This is a genomic window from Methylocaldum szegediense, assembly GCF_949769195.1.
In the GTDB taxonomy this organism is placed as follows: Bacteria; Pseudomonadota; Gammaproteobacteria; order Methylococcales; family Methylococcaceae; genus Methylocaldum; species Methylocaldum szegediense.
The window spans coordinates 4,030,032-4,050,385 of record NZ_OX458333.1 but is presented as its reverse complement, the minus strand read 5'-3'; the positions used below and the strand labels follow the sequence as shown (position 1 = coordinate 4,050,385).

21 protein-coding genes are annotated in these 20,354 nt (G+C 57.3%); 9 read left to right on the top strand and 12 right to left on the bottom strand.

Translation table 11 applies throughout. From position 1 onward, the window contains the following. Positions 1-176: 176 nt before the first annotated feature. Complete coding sequence (locus QEN43_RS17590) at positions 177-1,142, bottom strand: IS481 family transposase (RefSeq protein ID WP_317963450.1); 966 nt, start codon at positions 1,140-1,142, stop codon at positions 177-179. Positions 1,143-1,153: 11 nt separating this feature from the next. After that, the gene (locus QEN43_RS21855) at positions 1,154-1,402 is read right to left on the bottom strand and encodes an IS1 family transposase (protein WP_396661866.1); all 249 of its coding nucleotides are present in this window, start codon (positions 1,400-1,402) and stop codon (positions 1,154-1,156) included. 410 nt (positions 1,403-1,812) lie between these two features. Between QEN43_RS21855 and QEN43_RS17585 the strand changes: the two genes are divergently transcribed. The 9 genes from QEN43_RS17585 (at position 1,813) to QEN43_RS17545 (ending at position 11,475) form a co-directional block, all read left to right on the top strand. Next, complete coding sequence (locus tag QEN43_RS17585; RefSeq protein ID WP_317963449.1) at positions 1,813-3,537, top strand: protein adenylyltransferase SelO family protein; 1,725 nt, start codon at positions 1,813-1,815, stop codon at positions 3,535-3,537. 105 nt (positions 3,538-3,642) lie between these two features. Continuing rightward, positions 3,643-4,608 (top strand): IS481 family transposase, encoded by a 966-nt coding sequence (locus tag QEN43_RS17580; RefSeq protein WP_317963448.1) that lies wholly within the window; start codon positions 3,643-3,645, stop codon positions 4,606-4,608. A gap of 1,270 nt (positions 4,609-5,878) precedes the next feature. Beyond that, the gene (locus tag QEN43_RS17575; RefSeq protein ID WP_026609600.1) at positions 5,879-6,937 is read left to right on the top strand and encodes a sialidase family protein; all 1,059 of its coding nucleotides are present in this window, start codon (positions 5,879-5,881) and stop codon (positions 6,935-6,937) included. Continuing rightward, the gene (locus QEN43_RS17570) at positions 6,876-7,448 is read left to right on the top strand and encodes a hypothetical protein (RefSeq protein ID WP_156912675.1); all 573 of its coding nucleotides are present in this window, start codon (positions 6,876-6,878) and stop codon (positions 7,446-7,448) included. The genes QEN43_RS17575 and QEN43_RS17570 overlap by 62 nt, the downstream gene beginning before the upstream one ends. A gap of 170 nt (positions 7,449-7,618) precedes the next feature. Continuing rightward, on the top strand, positions 7,619-8,218 hold the full coding sequence (locus tag QEN43_RS17565; RefSeq protein ID WP_026609598.1) for a hypothetical protein: 600 nt from the start codon (positions 7,619-7,621) through the stop codon (positions 8,216-8,218). 401 nt (positions 8,219-8,619) lie between these two features. Then, the gene (locus QEN43_RS17560) at positions 8,620-9,030 is read left to right on the top strand and encodes a hypothetical protein (RefSeq protein ID WP_156912674.1); all 411 of its coding nucleotides are present in this window, start codon (positions 8,620-8,622) and stop codon (positions 9,028-9,030) included. A 181-nt stretch (positions 9,031-9,211) separates the two neighbouring features. Then, positions 9,212-10,375 (top strand): methylated-DNA--[protein]-cysteine S-methyltransferase, encoded by a 1,164-nt coding sequence (locus QEN43_RS17555; protein ID WP_317963447.1) that lies wholly within the window; start codon positions 9,212-9,214, stop codon positions 10,373-10,375. Positions 10,376-10,661: 286 nt separating this feature from the next. After that, positions 10,662-11,081, top strand: a complete 420-nt coding sequence (locus QEN43_RS17550) for a VOC family protein (RefSeq protein WP_026609595.1) — start codon at positions 10,662-10,664, stop codon at positions 11,079-11,081. A 100-nt stretch (positions 11,082-11,181) separates the two neighbouring features. Beyond that, positions 11,182-11,475 (top strand): putative quinol monooxygenase, encoded by a 294-nt coding sequence (locus QEN43_RS17545; protein WP_026609594.1) that lies wholly within the window; start codon positions 11,182-11,184, stop codon positions 11,473-11,475. Positions 11,476-11,593: 118 nt separating this feature from the next. Here the strand turns inward: QEN43_RS17545 and QEN43_RS17540 are convergent, their stop codons facing one another. From QEN43_RS17540 to QEN43_RS17495, 10 genes are read right to left on the bottom strand one after another with little or no spacing between them, the layout of a single operon-like run. Next, on the bottom strand, positions 11,594-12,271 hold the full coding sequence (locus QEN43_RS17540) for a tetratricopeptide repeat protein (protein WP_026609593.1): 678 nt from the start codon (positions 12,269-12,271) through the stop codon (positions 11,594-11,596). A 30-nt stretch (positions 12,272-12,301) separates the two neighbouring features. Beyond that, the gene (locus tag QEN43_RS17535; RefSeq protein ID WP_026609592.1) at positions 12,302-13,582 is read right to left on the bottom strand and encodes a hypothetical protein; all 1,281 of its coding nucleotides are present in this window, start codon (positions 13,580-13,582) and stop codon (positions 12,302-12,304) included. Further along, on the bottom strand, positions 13,579-14,355 hold the full coding sequence (locus tag QEN43_RS17530; RefSeq protein ID WP_026609591.1) for an outer membrane lipoprotein-sorting protein: 777 nt from the start codon (positions 14,353-14,355) through the stop codon (positions 13,579-13,581). The genes QEN43_RS17535 and QEN43_RS17530 overlap by 4 nt, the downstream gene beginning before the upstream one ends. A 27-nt stretch (positions 14,356-14,382) precedes the next feature. Then, positions 14,383-15,609 (bottom strand): ABC transporter permease, encoded by a 1,227-nt coding sequence (locus QEN43_RS17525; RefSeq protein ID WP_026609590.1) that lies wholly within the window; start codon positions 15,607-15,609, stop codon positions 14,383-14,385. Then, the gene (locus tag QEN43_RS17520; RefSeq protein ID WP_051331666.1) at positions 15,600-16,316 is read right to left on the bottom strand and encodes an ABC transporter ATP-binding protein; all 717 of its coding nucleotides are present in this window, start codon (positions 16,314-16,316) and stop codon (positions 15,600-15,602) included. The genes QEN43_RS17525 and QEN43_RS17520 overlap by 10 nt, the downstream gene beginning before the upstream one ends. Before the next feature lie 59 nt (positions 16,317-16,375). Beyond that, the gene (locus tag QEN43_RS17515) at positions 16,376-17,047 is read right to left on the bottom strand and encodes an SDR family NAD(P)-dependent oxidoreductase (RefSeq protein ID WP_051331509.1); all 672 of its coding nucleotides are present in this window, start codon (positions 17,045-17,047) and stop codon (positions 16,376-16,378) included. Further along, positions 17,041-17,838, bottom strand: a complete 798-nt coding sequence (locus tag QEN43_RS17510) for an SDR family NAD(P)-dependent oxidoreductase (protein WP_051331508.1) — start codon at positions 17,836-17,838, stop codon at positions 17,041-17,043. The genes QEN43_RS17515 and QEN43_RS17510 overlap by 7 nt, the downstream gene beginning before the upstream one ends. A 32-nt stretch (positions 17,839-17,870) precedes the next feature. Next, positions 17,871-18,470: a tetratricopeptide repeat protein gene (locus tag QEN43_RS17505; protein ID WP_026609588.1), complete on the bottom strand. Its 600-nt coding sequence runs from the start codon at positions 18,468-18,470 to the stop codon at positions 17,871-17,873. A 36-nt stretch (positions 18,471-18,506) separates the two neighbouring features. Next, the gene (locus QEN43_RS17500; RefSeq protein ID WP_026609587.1) at positions 18,507-20,039 is read right to left on the bottom strand and encodes an FAD-dependent oxidoreductase; all 1,533 of its coding nucleotides are present in this window, start codon (positions 20,037-20,039) and stop codon (positions 18,507-18,509) included. Further along, positions 20,036-20,353: a MaoC/PaaZ C-terminal domain-containing protein gene (locus tag QEN43_RS17495; protein ID WP_051331507.1), complete on the bottom strand. Its 318-nt coding sequence runs from the start codon at positions 20,351-20,353 to the stop codon at positions 20,036-20,038. Before QEN43_RS17495 ends, QEN43_RS17500 begins: the two co-directional genes overlap by 4 nt. Position 20,354 lies beyond the last annotated feature (1 nt).

The following is a 20,354-nucleotide window of genomic DNA, read 5'->3' as shown; positions in this document are numbered from 1 at the left end:
GACAGCCATAAAAACACCACGACATTTGGCTTCGCGGATATAGCTGGGACTAACGAATAGGGGGCTGAATTACTGATCACTAGAGCGTTTTCATCTCTGATGTACGCTCGAATAGAAGCTGCCTTCGGCAGCGAGTGAGTTTGAAGCGGGTCTCTCCCCACGGGGGTAGTGATTAACTAGATGTCAAGTCCCGCAAGATCGTAAACCTTCTTTCGAAAAAGATGAGGATGGGACAGTTGCCAGTTTTTGAGAGCCTGGATCGGGGTGAGATGGCGTAGGGCCTTTTGGGGAATGTGATGATTGTACAGCTCGACATAGCGGTGCAGGGTGGTGTCCAGATCGGCGGTTGAATCGAAGTGATGGGTTTGCAACACCTCCTCGATGCGGCCATTGAAGCGTTCCACCAGGCCATTCGTTTGGGGCCGTCCCGGCGGAATCAGGCGATGTTCGATGCCTTGTTCAGTACAGAGGCGGTCAAACTCATGCGTCCCCGAGGGCTGCCGAGTTCGGGTCAGGAAACGGTCGGTAAACTCCGAGCCGTTGTCGGTCAGGCATTTCTGGATGCGGAAAGGCGCGGCCTGAATCACCGCTTTGAGGAAGTCCTTTGCGCTTAAGGCGGAGCGGTTGGGCTTGAGGGCGACATAGACCCAGCGGGTGGCGCGGTCGATGGCGACGAACAGGTATCGGCGGGGTTCGCCGTCGATGGCGGGCAAGTACTTAACATCCAGGTGAAGGAAGCCGGGCTCATAGGCCTTGAAGGGTTTGACCTTCGCCTTCTCTGTAGGCGGAAGCAGGGTCTTGAGGGACGCCACCCCGTGGCGGCGCAGGCAGCGGTCTAGCCCGGAACGGGACACGGCGGGATTGAGAAATTCCCGGGTCACGGCCAGGAGATCATCCAAGGGGAGGAGCAGAGCTTGGCGGAGGTAGACCACGATGGCTTCCTGGGCGGGCGTGAGCGTGGTTCTGAGGGTGTGGGGCCGGTGTGAGGCATCTTCGACCGAGGAGCGGTGTTTCCACTTGCGGACGGTCGTTCGGCTAATGCCATGCTTTTGGGCCAAGGCGCGCTCGCTCAACGTGGACGCTTGAATGGCCTGCCGAACCGCCGGGGTGGTACGGGCGTTCTTATGAAGACGAATCTGCATGGAGAGAAACCTCACTTGGACGAACCGAATATCTCCTGGAGAAGGCTCCGGGCTTCGAACCAAGCATAACTCCTTCTCGGTAAATAATCACACGAGACGCGACACGGAAGACGATCCCACAGTTGGCGGGCCGTGGCTTCTGTACGGTCACCCAACGCGTAGGCTACGATTTGTCGGGTGTGCGGGGCGAAGGCGATCCACAGCCACATCGGTGTGGTTTTCCGACCAACGTAGCTCCTGACTTCATCGCATTCCAGCACAGGTGGAGCCCCGCTGGACTGCGGTGGATCGACTACCGTGACGCTCAGAGGCGGCAGGCTTTGGACTTTTTTTGAACCACTTGACGACCATGGTGGGTGAGACGCGAAAGGTCCTTTGGAGCTAATGACGCAAATGATGCAGTTCCTGGCTCACCCCATCCTACGAGCCGGGTTACGTTGCGCTCGCCTCATACTAAAATACCTTACTTCTAATCCGGTTAATAGGGCGTGGTACCCGCTAAGCTCTTACACGGATGACTGGCCTGCCTACGCGACCCGTAGCGAGGTCAGCAGTATGTCATTGGCAAAAACATAAACCGATTAAATAAAAAACAAAAATCTATTATTAAGTGCCAGCATCAAGCACGTGGCACGTACAACCATTTATTTCTAGAAATCGGAAATACTTCATGTTGGCCTTTTTGCGATATTCTTTGCCAGATATTGCTTTCAATCGATTTCTCCCACCATTTTCTAAGCACGAAAATTTAAGACTTGCCAATGGAATCCACTCCTTCAAATCCCTTGGCTCCCATTTTTACGTAGATGTCCCGGTAAGTCGTATTAGAGGAGCTCGATTAGTTTTGTTTAATCAAGAGCTCGCTAAAACATTAGATATAAAATTACCAAGAAAAAGCACCGAAATCGAAAATTTTGTTCTTGATTTATTCGCGTGGTTTAAGGCTGACGAAAAGACAGCTCGCGAAGACCTAGATACCGACCATACCCGAACATTCTTTGCAACCCGCTATCAAGATTCCGACGATAAATGTGTTGGCAGCGCCTTAGGTGATGGCCGCACCGTCTGGGTTGGTGAACTTTCTAATGTAGATGTAAACCAGCGAATTCGTTACATGGATGCTACGGTGAAAGGAATCGGCATTACTCCTCTTGCTTGGCTGAATCACTCCAAGCAAAGCCATCGCGACGGAAAACTAGGAATAACAGAAGCTGTCCATGAATACATTTATGGTTTGGCTGCCACTAAAAACGGTATCGACACCGTACGCCCTCTCGCGGTAATAGAGTTACCCTTCTTCCGTGAAGCAACAGGTGAAAAGGCAGCTCTTATTGTCCGCATCGGGAACCATCTGAGATTTGCCCATTACCGCTATTTTTCTAACCAACCGTGGAAGCTTGAAAAGATTTTTGAGTACGGATTAAAACGAGATCTAGGTTTACCTCTAAATTATCCAGTAACTCCCCAAAACGTTCGTAATTATCTGGATCGTATCGTAACCAATCTCGCAAAAGAGGCTGCAGTCTACTATGACCTTCACGCTGTGCACGGCTCTCCAACTTATGGAAACAGAACGTCTGACGGCGGCACCATCGATCTATCGACCTTTGTTTACCTCGATGCTCATCACCAAAAATATAGTTATATGCCTGGAAACAAATACTTCCTGGGCGGCAGGTGGGGACAACCTGAACAATTGTTTACCTTATTTAGCGACCTAATAAAACTGACTTGCAAAAGTCGATTTAAATATACAAACGAAATTGCATCAGAAAAATTTTACTGGGAAAAATTCCGCAATACGATGGAGAGAACTCTGACTCATCGATGGCTAAAAAGACTCGGACTCTCCGAAAATGAAATCTTAGCGCTTTCCAGCGATACCAAGAATCGCTTTCATAATATTGTGAAAGCCATCTACGAAGCTCAGGGAACAAAAAAGATAAAACTCAATAGAGGAAGGACTTTCTTAGCGGCCTTCGAGCCTCGGAAAATATTATCCCGTACAGCCCAGTACTTCGATAAGTTTAATGACATTAACTTTATTTGGGAAAACCTTTTCAAGGTGCATAGAAACTGGGGAACTTTTAACTTTCCGAAAGCGCTCCCGTTCATTACGGAATATATAAAGTCAGTTGAATATATTGTCGATGAGCTTGATAAAACGGGCGAGATCGTCACCAAGTGGAAATCTCGCAGCCAACAAATGCAATTATCGGAGCGCCGGGAACTAGGTAGCGACTTTTTCTACGACTCTGAACGATTCATCTCTTCGCAGGAGGTCTTAGCACAAATTCACCGAGGAAAAGCCAACTGGAAAGTGATCAGCGACATGGCTGCCGACGCCGCAGAAAAATTGGTCGATCGAGGTCTAGGTTCTGTCGATATTGTGTAGGTGTCGCGTCTCGTGTGATTATTTACCGAGAAGGAGTTATGCTCTGTTTGAAGCCCGGAGCCTTCTCCAGGAGATATTCGGTTCGTCCAAGTGAGGTTCCTCTCCATGCAGATTCGTCTTCATAAGAACGCCCGTACCACCCCGGCCGTTCGGCAGGCCATTCAAGCGTCCACGTTGAGCGAGCGCGCCTTGGCCCAAAAGCATGGCATTAGCCGAACGACCGTCCGCAAGTGGAAACACCGCTCCTCGGTCGAAGATGCCTCACACCGGCCCCACACCCTCAGAACCACGCTCACGCCCGCCCAGGAAGCCATCGTGGTCTACCTCCGCCAAGCTCTGCTCCTCCCCTTGGATGATCTCCTGGCCGTGACCCGGGAATTTCTCAATCCCGCCGTGTCCCGTTCCGGGCTAGACCGCTGCCTGCGCCGCCACGGGGTGGCGTCCCTCAAGACCCTGCTTCCGCCTACAGAGAAGGCGAAGGTCAAACCCTTCAAGGCCTATGAGCCCGGCTTCCTTCACCTGGATGTTAAGTACTTGCCCGCCATCGACGGCGAACCCCGCCGATACCTGTTCGTCGCCATCGACCGCGCCACCCGCTGGGTCTATGTCGCCCTCAAGCCCAACCGCACCGCCTTAAGCGCAAAGGACTTCCTCAAAGCGGTGATTCAGGCCGCGCCTTTCCGCATCCAGAAATGCCTGACCGACAACGGCTCGGAGTTTACCGACCGTTTCCTGACCCGAACTCGGCAGCCCTCGGGGACGCATGAGTTTGACCGCCTCTGTACTGAACAAGGCATCGAACATCGCCTGATTCCGCCGGGCCGGCCCCAAACGAATGGCCTGGTGGAACGCTTCAATGGCCGCATCGAGGAGGTGTTGCAAACCCATCACTTCGATTCAACCGCCGATCTGGACACCACCCTGCACCGCTATGTCGAGCTGTACAATCATCACATTCCCCAAAAGGCCTTAGGCCATCTCACCCCGATCCAGGCTCTCAAAAACTGGCAACTGTCCCATCCTCATCTTTTTCGAAAGAAGATTTACGATCTTGCGGGACTTGACATGTAGGCAATACCGGGCGCGCGCCGGACACAATACGCGGGACCGCGCTCCCCATGTAGGCTGGTGACGCGTAGATATTCCGGTTTTGGTCGCCAGCTCCCGCGACAGATGCCGGTATCGTAAAGGGGTCAGGCTTTGTGTATTTGCTTTTAATTTCTTTACGTGAAACCCTCGTCGGGTGCAATAGCGGTCCCGCGTGTGGCGCCGTATGAGGCGATGGTCGGGGAATCCACAGCGCATCGGATACCTGTACAGTCAGCTAATGACCCTCAGAGTTATCGTCTCTTCGGAAGTCAACGGCGTCAGTTCTCACGTTCCAACATATTGGAATGTGAGGATTGACCCTAACAGCAGGACGGTAACAAACTCCCCCATATTCTCCCTTGCCGATCGCCGAACGATTTTTTTTGGGCGGAACAGAAGGTTTTCGATTACTTTGGCCGGTTTTTTCACCCCTTTCCGCGGCTTTTCCGCCCCGCCATTCGCCGTCGGCCGGATGCCGGGCGCGCTCTGCCTCAAGCGGCTACGGCCCGCACCGCCACCAGTTGGAGCAATTTATAGATGTTTAGTCTTCCGATTCCGCAGCAAAATTCGCAGTCCCTGGATTACACATAATCGGGATTCTCTCCCATTTTGAATAAGAAATAAGATCTCGCTCTAAGATTTTCGGAATTGCCTCAGTCCTCAATTTAAAAATCAGGCGATATACCATAGTGATTTGCGGACTTTCACATATCATTCGAGATACAGTAATAAAAATAATTAATTAGAATGGCACCTGGCGCCATGGTTTGTGTCATTTTTCATAGCTGCTTAAGTCTTTAAGGGGCCTCCTGATCGTTTTCGGTTTGGATCCTGGAATATCCGTTCGTCAAATAAATTTTAGATAGGAAATCGATACTCGCTTCTGACATCCCTCCACCTACCTGTAGATCGGCATTCTTACTCCGGTCGGCGGCAATTTCGCCCTCAGTTCCCTTGAGTATTCTCGGGGTATCTGTCGGTAGACGAATCCTGATTTTCAAACCCAAATTGCCATAGCCGTCTGGCATCGTATTTGCTTTAGTTACTCGCGCTATACCGGTGAGAGCGCCGCTCACCGACTCGTTTTCCTTACTTCTCCGTGGAAGAGATTCATCAGCGACCGCCAGCGGTTTAGTGCGTAACCACTTGGATCAGGATGGTATTGGTCATGAAATGGACGTTTTAGCCGCGTCCGCTTCAAAGCGGAAAACCGTGAAATAAACAGTTTTAACAAACCGTTAGGAAAAAAATTATGCAAGAAGCCGAATCGAAAAGAATATGGATCCGACAATCGCTCTTTGCAGCAATCGTAGGCGATGCGGCCAACGAGCCGACCATCGCCATCAATCCGACGGACCCAGGCAACATCGTCATCGCCTGGCGCCAGTTCGACTCCGTGCAGTCCTCCTTTCGCCAAGGCGGCTGGGCGTATAGCCACGACGGAGGTGCTACTTGGACCTTTCCAGGATCGCTGACGCCTGGACAGGGCCGGAGCAATCCGGTTATCGATGTAGATGCTCAGGGGAACTTTTACTTTCAGAGTCTACATTTCGACGAGCAAGGCGTCTTTATCGAAGACATTCAGGTCATCAAGTCGACCGACGGCGGACGCAGTTGGCAGAACCCGGTATTCGCCCACGGACGAGGCGGCGATAAAGGCCAGATCGTAGTAGACCGTAGCGGCGGAATCGGCGATGGTCATATTTACGTCAACTGGCGCGAAACGGGCGATGACGAGTGTTTCACCCGTTCTATCGACGGCGGCGCAAGTTTCGAGCCGCCGGTGGGGATTCCGGGTAATCCAAGCTTCGGCACCATGGCGGTAGGGCCGCACGGCGAGTTGTATATCGCCGGACGGCTCGAGCCCGGTGAGTGGGACGAAGAGACCCAGAATCGAAACCACTACCAGCACATTTTCTCGAAATCGTTAGACGCGCGAGATCCCGCTTCGATACCCAGCTTTACAACGCGAATCGTGGATATCGGCGGTCCCGCGCCTTTATTCCATTTTCGAAACAATCCGAATCAGTACGGTCCTATCGGCGACGTTCAAGTTCGAGTCGACCTGTCCGACGGGCCGTTGCGAGGCAATGTCTATGTGCTGGCGACGATCGATCCACCCGGCGAGGACAATCTGGACATCAAATTCATCCGAAGCAGCGACGGCGGCGAGACTTGGTCTGCACCGATCAGAGTCAACGGACGACCCGCCCAATCGAAACTCGTGGCAATGGTTCGGCATGATGGGGGTGGCTCCGAACTCGCGCATCGATGCCGTCTGGTACGACACGCGCGAGAGCGGCCGCTATAACGTCTCGCGCTTGTATTACGCGTATTCGTGGGATGGTGGCGTAACCTGGAGCAAGAACGTTCCGGTCAGCCAGCCTTTCGATACCACAATTGGTAATCCGCACGCATCCCTGAAGATAGGGGACTATTCGACCCTGGTTTCCAGGAGGGACGGCGCGAGCGTGGCTTATACCGCAACCTTCAACGGCGAGCAGGACGTCTACTATCTGAACGTGTTTCCAGACTGCAACGAAAACGGCTTGTCGGACGTCCTGGATATCGAACAAGGCCGGGCCGCTGACGCCGATGCCAATCATATTCCCGATTCGTGCGAAACAACCCCGCTGGCCGGCGATCTGGACGGCGACGGTGATATCGATCGCCTGGATATCGACCTGATCCTCGCCGCCAGGAATCAACCGACATCCGGCCCGGACGATCCCCGCGATATCGACAACAACGGTACGATCGACGCGCTCGATGCCCGCAAACTGACCTTGTCGTGCACCCGTCCACGTTGCGCGACTGAGTGAGTAAAGTGTGCATGCCATCCCTTATCCATCTAGGGAAACTCCCGACAACCGGGTTCCGCTCTGGATTCATGTGGTTTGCGGAAATCCGTGCGCGTGATCTCGGACCAAACCCGGGGTGGAGTTTCCCTGGATCGTTCCCGCGAGGAACTCGTTAACCGGAGACTATCAAGATGCTAGACCGTTATTGCAAACCTCTAATCGGAGCGCTGCTATTGTCCATATCGGGATTTGCCGAATCCGCGATTACACTGGCGATCACCCCGCTGTCCCAATCGGCGTCGTCGATCAACATCGGCATCACGGTTGCGGGACTTGGCACCGGCGAAGCGCCCTCCCTAGGCAGCTACGATCTGGATCTCCATTTCGACAGCAGCCATTTGGAATATGTCGATACCCATTTCGGCGACCCGGTGTTAGGACACGAACTGGACGTTCTCGATTTCGGGGCAAACGTTACTTCGGCCGAGTCAAGCGGTAGCGGGGGGTTGAACCTTTTCGAACTGTCCTTCGACTCGCCGGACGATTTAAATGCCCTGCAGGCCGACAGTTTTATCCTGGCGGTAGTTACGTTCAACCTCCTGCAAGCCGGCAGCAGCCTGTTGAACCTAGTTGTCAACGCACTCGGCGATGCGGACGGAAATCCCTTGACGGCCAATGTGTCGTCCGCGACGGTCGCTCCGGTTCCGCTCCCTACCGCGTTATGGTTGATGGTTACCGGTTTGGCCGTACTTTTTCCACGGCATAGACAGCGCGACCTACCGCCACGTTAATGGAAGGCTGACTTGGGTAGGCGAAGCTGCCCAGAAACATCGCCCCGGCTACTTCATCCAAGCGGTCAACTACCACTTTTAAGCGCTTGCCGCGCGCTCGTGCGGTGAAACAGATTTCGCAGAGGTCGTTGGATATCTTCTTCGGTTCGGGTGAACCGATTCCTGCCGTCGTCGATAGATCCGGTGATCCTCTGCCCAGGTCCGATCTTACACGTCCCTGTCCCTCGAAATCCTCGGCGTGTGACGAGTCCCGACAACCGGAAAATGAGCGAAGTCATCCGACATTCTTCACGGTATTCCGAGGGCGTCTTGCTACACTCGTTAACAACGGCTGCAATTGCAGGCAACAATACAAAGACATTGCTCGGCGAAACCATTACCGTAACCGCTCTTGGAGTATCGTGTTCAATACGAAGATGTTTATGCGCCTCCGTAGTCTTGCAGGATGGGTTATTGCTGCCCTGACAGCCGCCGTGTTTGGCTGTGCCGATCAATCGCTGCTCTATACAATCGAAAGCGAGAGCGTTGCGGAAATCACGGTTTCAGGAACAAAACAAGACGTTGCCGCCTCGCATCCGACACTTTTCGACCTCTATGTCTCCGGGGAGAGCAATACCGTTCGGGTGCCTGCCGGCAGTGCGGTGAGAACATTGTGGATCAGCGGTGCCAATCACAGGATTACCGTACTAGCCGGCGCATCGGTGCAATCCATCCGGGTCGCCGGGATGGGAACGACCATAGAGCTTCCTGCAAGCCTCCATGTCACCATTGGCAGTAGCAGCGAAGGGCAACCGGGTAATCCATTCCATTGAAAATCCTGAAGTCGACGATTAGGCTGTCTCGCCGAGTTCGATTACCGGCTGATGGGCGCGCCATGATGAGCCATGACGACGATAGCCGACAGACGCCCGTCCGGTGCATGGGCAGTCCTTGGCATGGCACTCGGTCGTGCTTTATTAAAAGACACTCCGATCCCGCATGAGAAGCTTGTCCATGAAACCTACCGCCTACTACATCTTCGAGACTGCGCTCGGCCCCTGCGGCATTGCCTGGTGCGAGGGCGAACGGCCGGCCGTGACCTCGTTTCAATTGCCCGATATCGATGCGCGGGCGACGGAAGAGAGAATCGCGCGGGAAACAGGCGGACGCCCATCGAACCCGCCGCCTGCGATCGCCGCGATTGTCGAGCGAGTTCGCAGGCACTTCGAAGGGTATCCCGAAGATTTTCGGGACGTCGAAGTTGATCTCGACGGCGTCGGGCCGTTCGCTCGACAAGTATACGCCGCCGCGCGCGCCATCCCAGCGGGAAAGACAGCGACTTACGGCGAGATCGCCGAAACCCTGGCTAGGCCCGGCGCGGCCAGGGCGGTCGGCTACGCCTTGGGGAAAAACCCGATCCCGCTCATTATCCCCTGCCACCGCGTTGTAGCGGCCGGCGGCAAACCCGGCGGCTTTTCCGCGCCGGGCGGATTGACGACCAAATCCCGGATGCTGGCCGTCGAAGGCGTCGCTTGGGGGCTACCGCCTACGCTCAAATCTGCGCAAGACCTCCGGCGAGCGGCGGCCAAGCTCAAGTCCCAGGACCCGCGTTTGGCCGATTGGCTGTCCCAGCCCCTATCGTTCAAGCCGAATACCGAACATTCGCCTTACACGGGATTATTTAGTGCCATCGTTCACCAGCAGCTCACGCCCAAAGCCGCGGCCGCCATCCTGAGCCGGGTGAAAGCCCTATTTCCAGGTGCGACTTTCCCGGAGCCCGGCGAACTCCTCGGCACCCCCGACCACGTTTTGAAGAGCGCGGGCTTGTCGCAGCCGAAAATCAATGCGCTCAAGGATCTGGCGTCGAAGACGCTGGACGGCACTGTGCCGACGGCCGAAATCATCGTCGCGCTTAACGATGACGAGATCGTGCGGCGGCTGAGTTCGATTCGAGGGGTGGGACGGTGGACGGTCGAGATGCTGCTCATCTTCAACCTGGGGCGGACGGATGTCTTTCCGGTCGATGATTACGCGCTTCGAAAAGGTATCGCGAAAGTCTTCGGAATGCCGGAGGTGCCCTCCCCCAAAAAGGCATTAGCTTTGGGCGACGCTTGGCAGCCTTATCGCACAGTCGCGTCCCTATACCTCTGGAATGTCGTCAATGCCGAAATCTTTTGAATCCGCATTCCGGAAAGAAAACCGATATTCCAGGCGACGATCCATAGCTCATTGCCCGCGTGGCACCTAACAGATCCTCCGCCGCTTGAAGACGAGTGTTCTCGCAATTCGATAATAAATAAATGAGGAGAAACCAACGAACCCTTCCGCCTCGACAAGCGGCACCGAGTACGACAAAACTCCTGGCGATGTACAGGGTTGCAAACGAACAGAATTTCGACCGCATCGAGGCGCAACTCTCGAGTGGCCCCTAGGCGTTCCCCCCAACCCCATAGGAGCAGAAACCATGCACATCCAACCCTATTTGTTTTTTGAAGGCCGCTGCAAGGAAGCGCTCGATTTCTATCAGCGTGCACTCGGTGCCGAAGTGACGATGCTGCTGCGCAACAAGGAAAGCCCTGAGCCTCCTGCGTGCCCGCTCCCGCCCGGAGCCGAGGAGAAAATCCTGCATTCGAGCTTCCGCATCGGCAACAGCACGGTGTACGCTTCCGACGGCCTCTGCCAAGGACAGCCAAACTTCCAGGGGTTTTCGCTATCGCTTTCGGCGCCGAACGAAACCGAGGCTGCTCGGCTATTCAACACGCTAGCCGAGGGCGGACAGGTGCAGATGCCGTTGGGCAAAACCTTCTTTTCACCGTGCTTCGGCATGGTCACTGACCGATTCGGCGTGGCTTGGATGATTGTCGTCGTCGAGAGTGCGGGGTAAAACCTGCCCAGCAGCCGTGCCTCCACCGGTCCAGGCTTGGCCTCGCTCGGAAGCCGTCGCGGAAAAGCCCGTAACGAGCATGAAAATTAAGAGGGAGTCAATGATTACAGTTATTTGGGATACTTGGCTAAAACCCGGTGCGGAACAAGAAGGGCTTCAACTGACGCGCCAAGTGTGGTCGGACATGCGAAGCTTCGAGGGCTACGTCTCGCATCAGATTTTCATCGATCAGGATGCTCCGGGGCATATCATAGCGTTCGCCCATTGGCGGAGCCGGGCGGATGCGGACGCCGTTCGCGAAAAATACAAGGACTCCGACACGATCCGCCGGCTCACCCCGCTGCTTGCCCGCCCACGGGAACGCTGGGTAACTTGCGAAGACCAGGCGCCATAAGCGGCCCGGTAGTTAGTCTTGAATAGTCGGTTCGCGTTTAAGGAAGCTCTGAACGAGCGGATTTCCTTCAGAGCTTCCTTAACGCTTTGGCAAGAAGACGGTTCTATCGCATGGAAGCCTAAGGGTTCTGAGGCGCCTGGGCTAATGCCGCGATTTCCCGTTTCGCCCGCTCGACACCATCGGGATCCGCGTTCAGCGCGATGATCCGTTGCCAGTAGTCGGCTGCGGCTTTCGGGTTTTTCCGCAGGGTTTCGATGTGGGCTGCTGTCTCGAAAAAGGCGGACCGGGCCGACGGTGGGTAGGCATCCGGCTTTGCCTCGATCTGTTTTTCCAGGCGCGCCCGGATGTCGAGAGCGCGTTGCATGGAACCGTACATGTCGACCTCGGCATCCGTATTCATCTGCACGAGCAGTACCGTGAAGTCGTCCGGCGCTTTTTTAACGGCTTCGTCGAGATCCTTGAGACAATCCCATACCAAATAGAGCTTTTCCAGCCCAAGCAGCCAAGGTCCGGTTCGGCCGGCGATCTTGCATTCGTTCGCGGCGAACCAGGCTTTCGCCGTCATGTCTTCCGGATCTTCCTTGATGAGTTCCCGCAGCAGCGCGTCGGCCTCGTCAATCCGATTGTGCATGAAGTAGAGGCGCGCCAGCTCCAGTCGACTGTCATAGTCGGTCTGATTTTCGACGGCTTGGCGCAACTCGAGCTCCGCCGCAGACCACGGCGTCTCCGGAAATTCTTTGCCGCAGCCACCAATGAAGGCGGCCGCTGCCAGAGCAAGCACAGTCTTCTTTTTCATATTGTGAACACCTTCAGGTCGTTGTCGAAATCAAAGGTAGATGGCGACGCCGGAATAGACGACGAAGCCAAAGGGGATGTCTCGGGTTTCCGACCCAGACCCACCGCCGTAGTATTGGCCCCCCATAAGGATCGCCGCCCGGTCGAAAACCGGGTAACGCAATAATCCGCCGACCAACACGCCCTGATCCTCGATGCCGTAACGGAGGAAGGCGCGGGCGTCCAAATCCCCGATCAGGTGATTGTCGGAGATGCGGGCGAACAGATAGTGGCGCTGCATGCGCCCAAGCAGCGTATTCGCCGTGCCCAGAAAGCCGCCGGCCGCAGGTCCTAGAGGGGAATCGAGCAGCGGCGTGCTCGATTCAGCAGCGTCTTCGAGCCGGTCGAACTCCCTTTTGCTATAGCCCTCGCCGTTGTACAGATACTCCACAATTACGTTGACTAGGCTTTCGGTCGTGTATTGTCCACCCACTAGGAATTGCGGCCGCCATTCGCGTTGGTCATCGCGGTCGAATACATAAAAACTCTCGGTTCCACCGGGCAGGTCGATGCGTCTCGGCAGTGCCGTTCGGCGGCGGTCGCGCACGCTGAATTCGCCGTGCAGTTCGAGTTTGTCGCCGATCGCAGCCGAATAGGATCCGCCCACGAAATTCATGTCTCCGATACGGGCATACGTCAGAGCCACATCGCTGCTGGTGAACTGCTTGCGCAGCCTCAGAGCGTAGGCCCAGTCATAGCGGATATCTGGTCCGTAGACTTTTTCCCGCGACTTGTGGTTGAGTACGTAGGCGGTGGCACCCCAGCCATCCTCCCCGGTCCAGTCGAGGCTGGCGTAAACCTCGCCGTTCCGCTTGTACGAGATGACCCGGTCCTCGAAATTCAGCTCTTGGTCCTGAAAAGGATTGCTGGGATTCCAGATGTAGCCGGGCCCCCATTTGAAAATGTCAACGCCCCCGCTGAGCACCACGTTGTCGGAAAGGTTCCAATCGAGCGCCGCCATCTGCGTGTAGAAATCCGCATCCCCATCCGTGCTGCTTATCCGTTGCTGCCCCCAGAAATCGCCCCGGAGCGTAAAGGGCCCCGCACCGTAAATGGGCGACAAGCGCAGCCCCAGGATGCCCGTGTGCGCCGGGAAGTCCACTATCCGTCCGTCAGGGTTGAACGGTGTGTCGTCACGGAGCGGCGCATACTGCCATGCGGCTTCGGCCTGTCCACGAACGTCCACACCGCCTAGATCGAAGGCCGTAGCCTGAGGACTGAAGAAGGCGGCCGCCAGTATGAGAACGATGGCGCCGTAGCGGGTCGATTTCATCTCAGCCTGCTGAGCGCCGACACGGTGAACCGAGAAACCGGGAGATCAGCGACCTTGAACTGCGAGTATTCCATGATGGTCTTCTTGCCCTCGCTCAAAGGATTCTGGATCTCAATGGTGACCAATTGCTCTTTGCCGCCCAGGTCAGGAAGCTTCTCGTAGCGGGTGTAGCGCGCCGTCTTGAGCAGCTTTCCTGTAGTCGCGAAAAACTCCGCCCGATAGGGCATGAAGTTCTTCTCTTGTATCCACAGGTGCAATTTGTCGTAGGTCGCGAGACTGCCAGGCTTGGCTTTCAGCTCGAGAACATGGCAGGGAATGCCGTCCACGGTTTCGTGCCTTAGGTAGGTCGGATCGTAATCGCCGGAAAAGTCGGTGCTGGCGACGTCTCCGTTGGAGGCTTCGCCCAGCAGCCGCTGCTGTGGCGTAATGCGAATCGGCTTACTGCTCAAGGGCGAGTGAAACCAGAGATTGCTCTTGTCCATCAGGAGCGCCTTGCCCCGCTCGCTGACCGGGTCGGCATAGATGATCAACGACGTGTGGGCATTCAGGATCTCGGCCTTGAGCAGGAACGTCTTTTCGGCTTCACCGGGCTCGATGCTGGTTAGCTTGAGATCGAAAGCAAACGACTTGCCTTTGAAATTGCGGTATTCGTCAGCTTTTTGAAGCAACTCGACCGCCGACGGGGTGTCGCTCTTAGGTATGTCTTCCGCAGGCACGGAAGTGGACACAGCCAGCAGCAAAGCGCTGGTCACGAAGGATAGAACGTATCTCATGGATGTTTCCTCACGAATGGATAGTGATCAAACGTATCTCAGGGCGTCGACGATGGATTTCCGCGCCGCCTGCATGGCCGGCACCAGGGTAGCGAACAGGGCGATGAGGGCGACCGCGCCGACCGAACCAGCCCAGATCTCCGGAACGTATGCGATACGGAGCGGATAGCCCTTGGACGATCCGGGAGGCGGCGGCATCATGATCTCTAGGGCGTTCAGCGAGTAGGTCAAGGCAATACCCACGAGCACGCCCAGAACGGCGCCGAGGACACCCAGCATCAGTCCCTCGATCAGGAACTGCCGGACGATGCCGCCGCGATGGGTGCCCATGGCGCGCAGCGTGCCGATCTCGGCGGTGCGCTCCATGACCGTGACGATCATGGTGTTGGCCACGCCGAACACCACGACCACATAAATCACCAGGTTGATGAATAGGAAGAAGCCGTCGTAGAGATCCACCACCTTCTGGTAGAAGGTGGCTAGCTTATGCCATTCGACCCATTCGATGCCGAGGTCTTGCGCCTGGCTGCGCGCGGCCACGTCCGCCACCACCTCATCCAAGGCCATGGTTTCGTCCAAGAGCGCCACGACGGTGTCGACCGACTGAGTATTGAGGAGCTGCTGCGCGTGCGGGAGCGTCATCATCATGGCGGCATCGTCGTATTCCTTGGCGAAACTCTGGAAGATGCCCTGGACTTTCACGTCGACCGCGTTCATCACGCCGTTGACGGTGGACGCGAGCAGCGAAAGCTGGTCGCCGACCTTGGCATTGAGCGCTTGAGCCAGGCCTTCCCCGAGCAGTACGCCCTCGGGTTCCTCCTCATCCAGATCGGTGCCGTCGATGATCGTCAAAGCCGAGTTGATCAGCGTCTCCGTTTCCGGGTCGACACCGCGCACGATGGCCGCTTGGCTATTCTTTTCGTTACCCAGAAGCGCGGTAAACTCGAGCCTGCGCGACGTCATTTGGACATGCGGGTTGCTCTCCAGAAGCGCCTTGACCTGTTCGGCCTGTTCCGGCGGCATACGGTAGCGGTCGGGGTCCTGCCGGTGGTTCGCTTCATAGCCCGCGCGGTGAATTTGGAGATGCCCGTACTGACTGCGAATCACGGATTCCCGGAGACCGACATAGTTGGCTTCGACGAAGCCGCCGAACAGCACGATGCCGGTGACGCCCGAGAGAATCGTCAGCAGAGCGAACAGCGAACGCCGCTTGTGGCGGAGAATGTTGCGCCAAGCAACCTTGATCAGAAACATGCCGCCGTCCTCCCCTGAGTTTCCGCCGTCGCGTCGTTCTCGATCTGGCCGTCCCGGAGCAGGACGCAGCGTTCGGCGTTGTCCAGAAGTTCCCGGTTATGGGTGCAAATGATCACTGTGGAACCCTGCTTGCGAGAGAGGTCCAGCATGAGGCGGATGATCGCATCGCCGGTAGTGGAATCCAGATTGGCCGTCGGCTCATCCGCTATAAGCAGGCGCGGATGATGAACCAGGGCGCGGGCAATGGCGACCCGCTGTCGTTGCCCGCCCGAGAGCTCGTTCGGATAGTGTTTGGCATACGTGAGCAGCCCCACAGCCTCCAACATCGCTTCGACCCGGCCGCGGCGTTTCTTGACGCTTTTCTCGCCGTTCAGGAGCAAGGGATATTCCACATTCTCGAATACCGTGAGCACCGGCAAGAGATTGAAATTCTGAAAAACGAAGCCGATATGGCGCGCGCGGAAATCAGCCAATGCCCGATCGTCGGCGGAGGCGACATCCCGTCCTGCGACGACGATACGCCCCTGATCGAAGCGGTCGAGACAGCCGATGATGTGGAGCAGAGTCGATTTTCCGCTTCCCGAGGGGCCGCCTAGGAACAGGCGCTCGCCTTCCTTCACGGTGAGAGAGACGCCGCGAAGCGCATGCACCTGGCTCTCGCCGAGTTGGTAGGTCTTGTGCAAATCGCTTATTTGAATGAAGCCCATAGGTTTTTCGTTCTCGTATGATTCCATCTTGGTCTTTGAAACTCGCGGCATGTCCGTGTCTACATGATCAAACCGTCGTCTACCCGCAGCACTTGCCCGGTCATCCAATGGCCGCCGCGAGCGAGATGCAGGACATTGGCGGCGAGGTGGCCGGGATTGCCCTGCCTGCCAAGCCCCATCACCTTGAACAACATCTGTTCGTGGGCGGTGAGCCGGACGCCGGTATCGATTCCCTCGATGAAACCGTGGCAAATGACATTGACGGCGATCCGGTAGCGGCCGAGTTCCTTGGCCAGGCATTTGCTCATGCCGATCAGCGCGCCTCCCACGGCGGCCCCGGCCAGGAAGCCTTCGCGCCCGCTGCTGCCGGCGTCATCGCAGATCACGATCACATTGCCTTCGACGCCATCTTTGGCCATCCTCGGCGCCAGCGCGCGTACCGCGAGGAACAGCCTCTTGCTCGCGGCGATCGTTTCCGTGAGTACTTCGTCCGGATCGCACTCGGGCGAGGCCCGACGCACACGGTCGAGGAAGACCAGCGCATCGATACCGCCCAACGCCGCGTGCGCCGCTTCCATCGATCGTTCCAGACGTTCCGTCGCTGATTCGGCATTGGTCGCATCCGAATCCTCGGAGTGGTGGACCGTGGCGCCTAGCGCCGCCAGCCTGTCGGCGAGTGCGCCGGCGTAGGTTTCGCGCCCCAGGAGCCAGATCCGGGGATGGCTTACCATGTGACCAGCCCTCCCGTGATGTTCAAGACCGTTCCGGTGATGAAGCCGGCTTCGGCCGAGGCGAGGAACAGGGCGGCGCCGACCAGATCGTTCGGGGTGCAGCTGCGCTTGATCGGCGTGCTGCCCATGATCGCGGCGCGCACCTGGGGTTTCATGACATCGGCGATGCCGCCGTCGAGGACCTGCGGCGCGATGCAGTTGGCGGTCCAGCCGCGGCCGGCGATTTCCCGCGCCAGACCCTTGGTGTAGGCGATGACCGCGCCTTTCGCCGCCCCGTACAGCGAACGCATGGGTTGCCCCACCAGGCCGGTGATCGAGGTGATGTTGATGATGCGGCCGTAATCCCGGGCGGCGCATCGGCGCCGCATGGCCTCGCACAGGTAGACCACCGGCGCCAGGTTGCCCCGCATCATGAGGTCCGCATCGCGTTCGGTCAGCATCAGGATCGAATCGTCGCGTGCGGTACCGATGCAATTGATCAGGATGTCCACGCCGCCCAGCCGTTCGAACGCGCAATCGAACAGGTTTTCCGCCGCTTCGCGGTCGGTCAGGTCGGCCTGCGCGGAAAACGCCCGGGACGGCCCCCGCTCCGTGTTGATGCGCTGGGCCAGGCGCTCGACGGGGCCGCCGCTCCGATGGTAATGGAGGCAAACCCGCGCACCCGCGTCGGCGATGGCCGCGGCGATCGCGGCACCGATGGCGCCGCTGGCACCGGTGATCAGCACGCGACGCTCGGCGAGCGATGCCGGACCCGATCCGGCTGCCGTGTCGTTGATGGCTGCGTACGGCATGATGAGTCGATGTCCTTCTGATACGTTAGCTTTTAACGGTTTTCGGCGAGGATTTTTTCCGCCTCGGCGAGCTTGCCGCGGGCATCCGCCAGCTGTTCCGCCGGGCACTCCCGGGATTCGCACAGCGCGAGATAATGTTTGAAGTCGACCACCGCGAACGAGGTCCGCTTCAGAAAGACCGGCAGCTCCATGCTGTTGTAAGCACGGGTTAGGCGCACCACCAGATTGTCGGGATCCTTCTGCACGGCCTTGTCGAGCAGGCGCGTACCGGATTTGACGAAAAAGGTCTGCTTGCCCGGGTCGGTTTCGAACAGGGCTTTCATGGTGATTACGCTGCCCAACCAGCCGACCACCTCCTGATCCTCAGGGTGCAGCTTCTGAGCCTTCTTCAGATACTGCTCCGCCGTCTCAACCCGCTGTTTGTCGGGTTCGGCGCGGCTGAGTTGATGCAGGATGATGCCCGCGGATTTCAATGCCTCGAAATCGTCCGGATTTTGGCGCAAGGCGGCTTCGTATTTCGCCAGCGCGTCTTTGGCCTCGGCGCCCTTAAGATAGATCACGTTGGCCGCGAGGCCGTGGGCACTGATGGATGCAAGCACAAGTACGGAAAGCAGTCGTTTCACTGACATCATGGTTCATTTTCCTCTAGGTGGTTGAACAGAATCCGGCTAGATCTCTTCCAAAACGATTCGCGCATCGCTGCTGGCTTCCATGCCCGTCCATACGGCGGAATAAAGTCCCGCGATGCCGAAGGAGTCGCTGTGCGCGAAGACGATATTGCCGAATGGCTGCTTAGCAGCATTCAGGATGTCGTCCATGCCGGGCCCACACCCGACCATCGGGTGTCCCCAACGGTGTAGCCGAACCGTCTCGATAGCGCCGCGGCTTCGGGGCAAAATGGCGTTCAGGTCGGCCACGATGCGCGCCGCGAGCTGCCTGGCCGAGCTGCCGAACAGTTCGATACGGCTCGCACTGCCGGGATACGGCACGTACACGGTCAAATGGCTCGATCCTTTCGGATCGCGATTGCTGCGAAGCCAGTCGGCAGCGACGACGAAGCGGCTGAACCTCGAGGCGCTCGCAGTCTCGAAGGCGGGCGCGACCCGTCTCGACAGTTCCACCTGGGCAACCAGGTAGGCGTTGTAGCGAAACCGGTCATAGATATCCGGCCGCTCCTCGCGCAAACCCACCACGGCGTGCTTCGCGAACACTTTGGGGACGGCCATCACGGCGCAGCGCGCCTCGATGGTTTGCAGCGAACCGTCGTCCGCGCATCCCGTCACCCAAACCTTGCCGTCCGGACGGTTCTCGACCCGGATTACGGTGAATCCGGTCATCAAGGCATTCGGGCGGATCGCTTGGCAGCGCTCGCGGAGGATGTCGGAGATGGCACCATGTCCACCGGGCAGCGTATAGGCGGGAGCCGGTAGATTCGACAGCAGGTAGAGGGCGATCCAGGCGGAGACCTCCTCACCGGTTTCGCCGAGACGGGAGCTCAGCATCAGCTTCAAGAACTGGTTCACGGATTCCGGGTAACCTTTATCCGCGAGATAGCGGCTCAGCGTAATACGGTCGAGCTGGCGGATCTCCGCCCGATTGTCGGCGCGCGGAAAGAAGATGCCGTCGATGGGGTGGCGCAGCGCCGCCAGATCGTCGCGCACGCGACGGAACCCTTCGCGTTCCTGCCTTGAAAACGGCAAGCGGCGCCAGCCGTCTTCCGCCAGGGGGTCTTCGACCAGCCGGCCGCGGACATGATAGGCCAGTCTGGAGCCCTGAACGGGCTCGAACGGCACGTCCAGTTCCCGGAAGAAATCGATGAAGGGGTACACCGGACCCTGGCTGACCAGCGCCCCCAGGGGATAAAAGATGCCTCGGCTTTGTCGACGCCGCGAGTTGCCGCCGAGCGCATCCTCCTTTTCGACCAGCAGGCAATCGTACTCGGCGAGTCGATACAGAGCGGTCAGCCCCGAGATGCCGCCACCCACGATGACGATATCCTTACGCAGCGAAGGCTCGGGGATCTTGAAGGCAACGCCATCCCTAACCTGGTGTGTGATCCCGAAGTGGTCGATTTCGTCAAAAGTGTCCGGAAGGTTGACGAGTTTGGGCCGGCCTTTGGCGTCGACACGAAAGCTCGCTCCAACGCCCAATCCGAGTCCCCCAAGGACGGCCAGTGCTTTCAGTGCGGAACGACGGTTCATAACGAAAACTCGATCACAAGGTCTGCTTTGGCGACCAGGACGCCGTCCTGATTGACGAAGCGGCACGCGACTTCAGTGGGCAGGCGCTCGCTTTCGGTAGGCACGCATTCCACCTGAACGGTCTGGGACGGAACCACTGGTGCGAGAAACTTTTGCCGCACGATGCGGCGGATGCGGCAAGGACGGCCGTACGTCTCGGTCAGAGTCTTGCGGGCGAAGGCGAGCAGTAACACGCCCGGCAGTATGGGATTGCCAGGAAAGTGCCCTACGAACACAGGTTGCTCAGCGGAAACGGCATAGGATTTCGTCGTCATG

Coding starts and splice junctions, on each gene's coding strand:
- QEN43_RS17590 (WP_317963450.1), bottom strand. CDS start 1,142: ATGCAGATTCGTCTTCATAAGAACGCCCGTACCACCCCGGCGGTTCGG.
- QEN43_RS17585 (WP_317963449.1), top strand. CDS start 1,813: ATGTTGGCCTTTTTGCGATATTCTTTGCCAGATATTGCTTTCAATCGA.
- QEN43_RS17580 (WP_317963448.1), top strand. CDS start 3,643: ATGCAGATTCGTCTTCATAAGAACGCCCGTACCACCCCGGCCGTTCGG.
- QEN43_RS17575 (WP_026609600.1), top strand. CDS start 5,879: ATGCAAGAAGCCGAATCGAAAAGAATATGGATCCGACAATCGCTCTTT.
- QEN43_RS17565 (WP_026609598.1), top strand. CDS start 7,619: ATGCTAGACCGTTATTGCAAACCTCTAATCGGAGCGCTGCTATTGTCC.
- QEN43_RS17555 (WP_317963447.1), top strand. CDS start 9,212: ATGAAACCTACCGCCTACTACATCTTCGAGACTGCGCTCGGCCCCTGC.
- QEN43_RS17550 (WP_026609595.1), top strand. CDS start 10,662: ATGCACATCCAACCCTATTTGTTTTTTGAAGGCCGCTGCAAGGAAGCG.
- QEN43_RS17545 (WP_026609594.1), top strand. CDS start 11,182: ATGATTACAGTTATTTGGGATACTTGGCTAAAACCCGGTGCGGAACAA.
- QEN43_RS17540 (WP_026609593.1), bottom strand. CDS start 12,271: ATGAAAAAGAAGACTGTGCTTGCTCTGGCAGCGGCCGCCTTCATTGGT.
- QEN43_RS17535 (WP_026609592.1), bottom strand. CDS start 13,582: ATGAAATCGACCCGCTACGGCGCCATCGTTCTCATACTGGCGGCCGCC.
- QEN43_RS17530 (WP_026609591.1), bottom strand. CDS start 14,355: ATGAGATACGTTCTATCCTTCGTGACCAGCGCTTTGCTGCTGGCTGTG.
- QEN43_RS17525 (WP_026609590.1), bottom strand. CDS start 15,609: ATGTTTCTGATCAAGGTTGCTTGGCGCAACATTCTCCGCCACAAGCGG.
- QEN43_RS17520 (WP_051331666.1), bottom strand. CDS start 16,316: ATGGGCTTCATTCAAATAAGCGATTTGCACAAGACCTACCAACTCGGC.
- QEN43_RS17515 (WP_051331509.1), bottom strand. CDS start 17,047: ATGGTAAGCCATCCCCGGATCTGGCTCCTGGGGCGCGAAACCTACGCC.
- QEN43_RS17510 (WP_051331508.1), bottom strand. CDS start 17,838: ATGCCGTACGCAGCCATCAACGACACGGCAGCCGGATCGGGTCCGGCA.
- QEN43_RS17505 (WP_026609588.1), bottom strand. CDS start 18,470: ATGATGTCAGTGAAACGACTGCTTTCCGTACTTGTGCTTGCATCCATC.
- QEN43_RS17500 (WP_026609587.1), bottom strand. CDS start 20,039: ATGAACCGTCGTTCCGCACTGAAAGCACTGGCCGTCCTTGGGGGACTC.
- QEN43_RS17495 (WP_051331507.1), bottom strand. CDS start 20,353: ATGACGACGAAATCCTATGCCGTTTCCGCTGAGCAACCTGTGTTCGTA.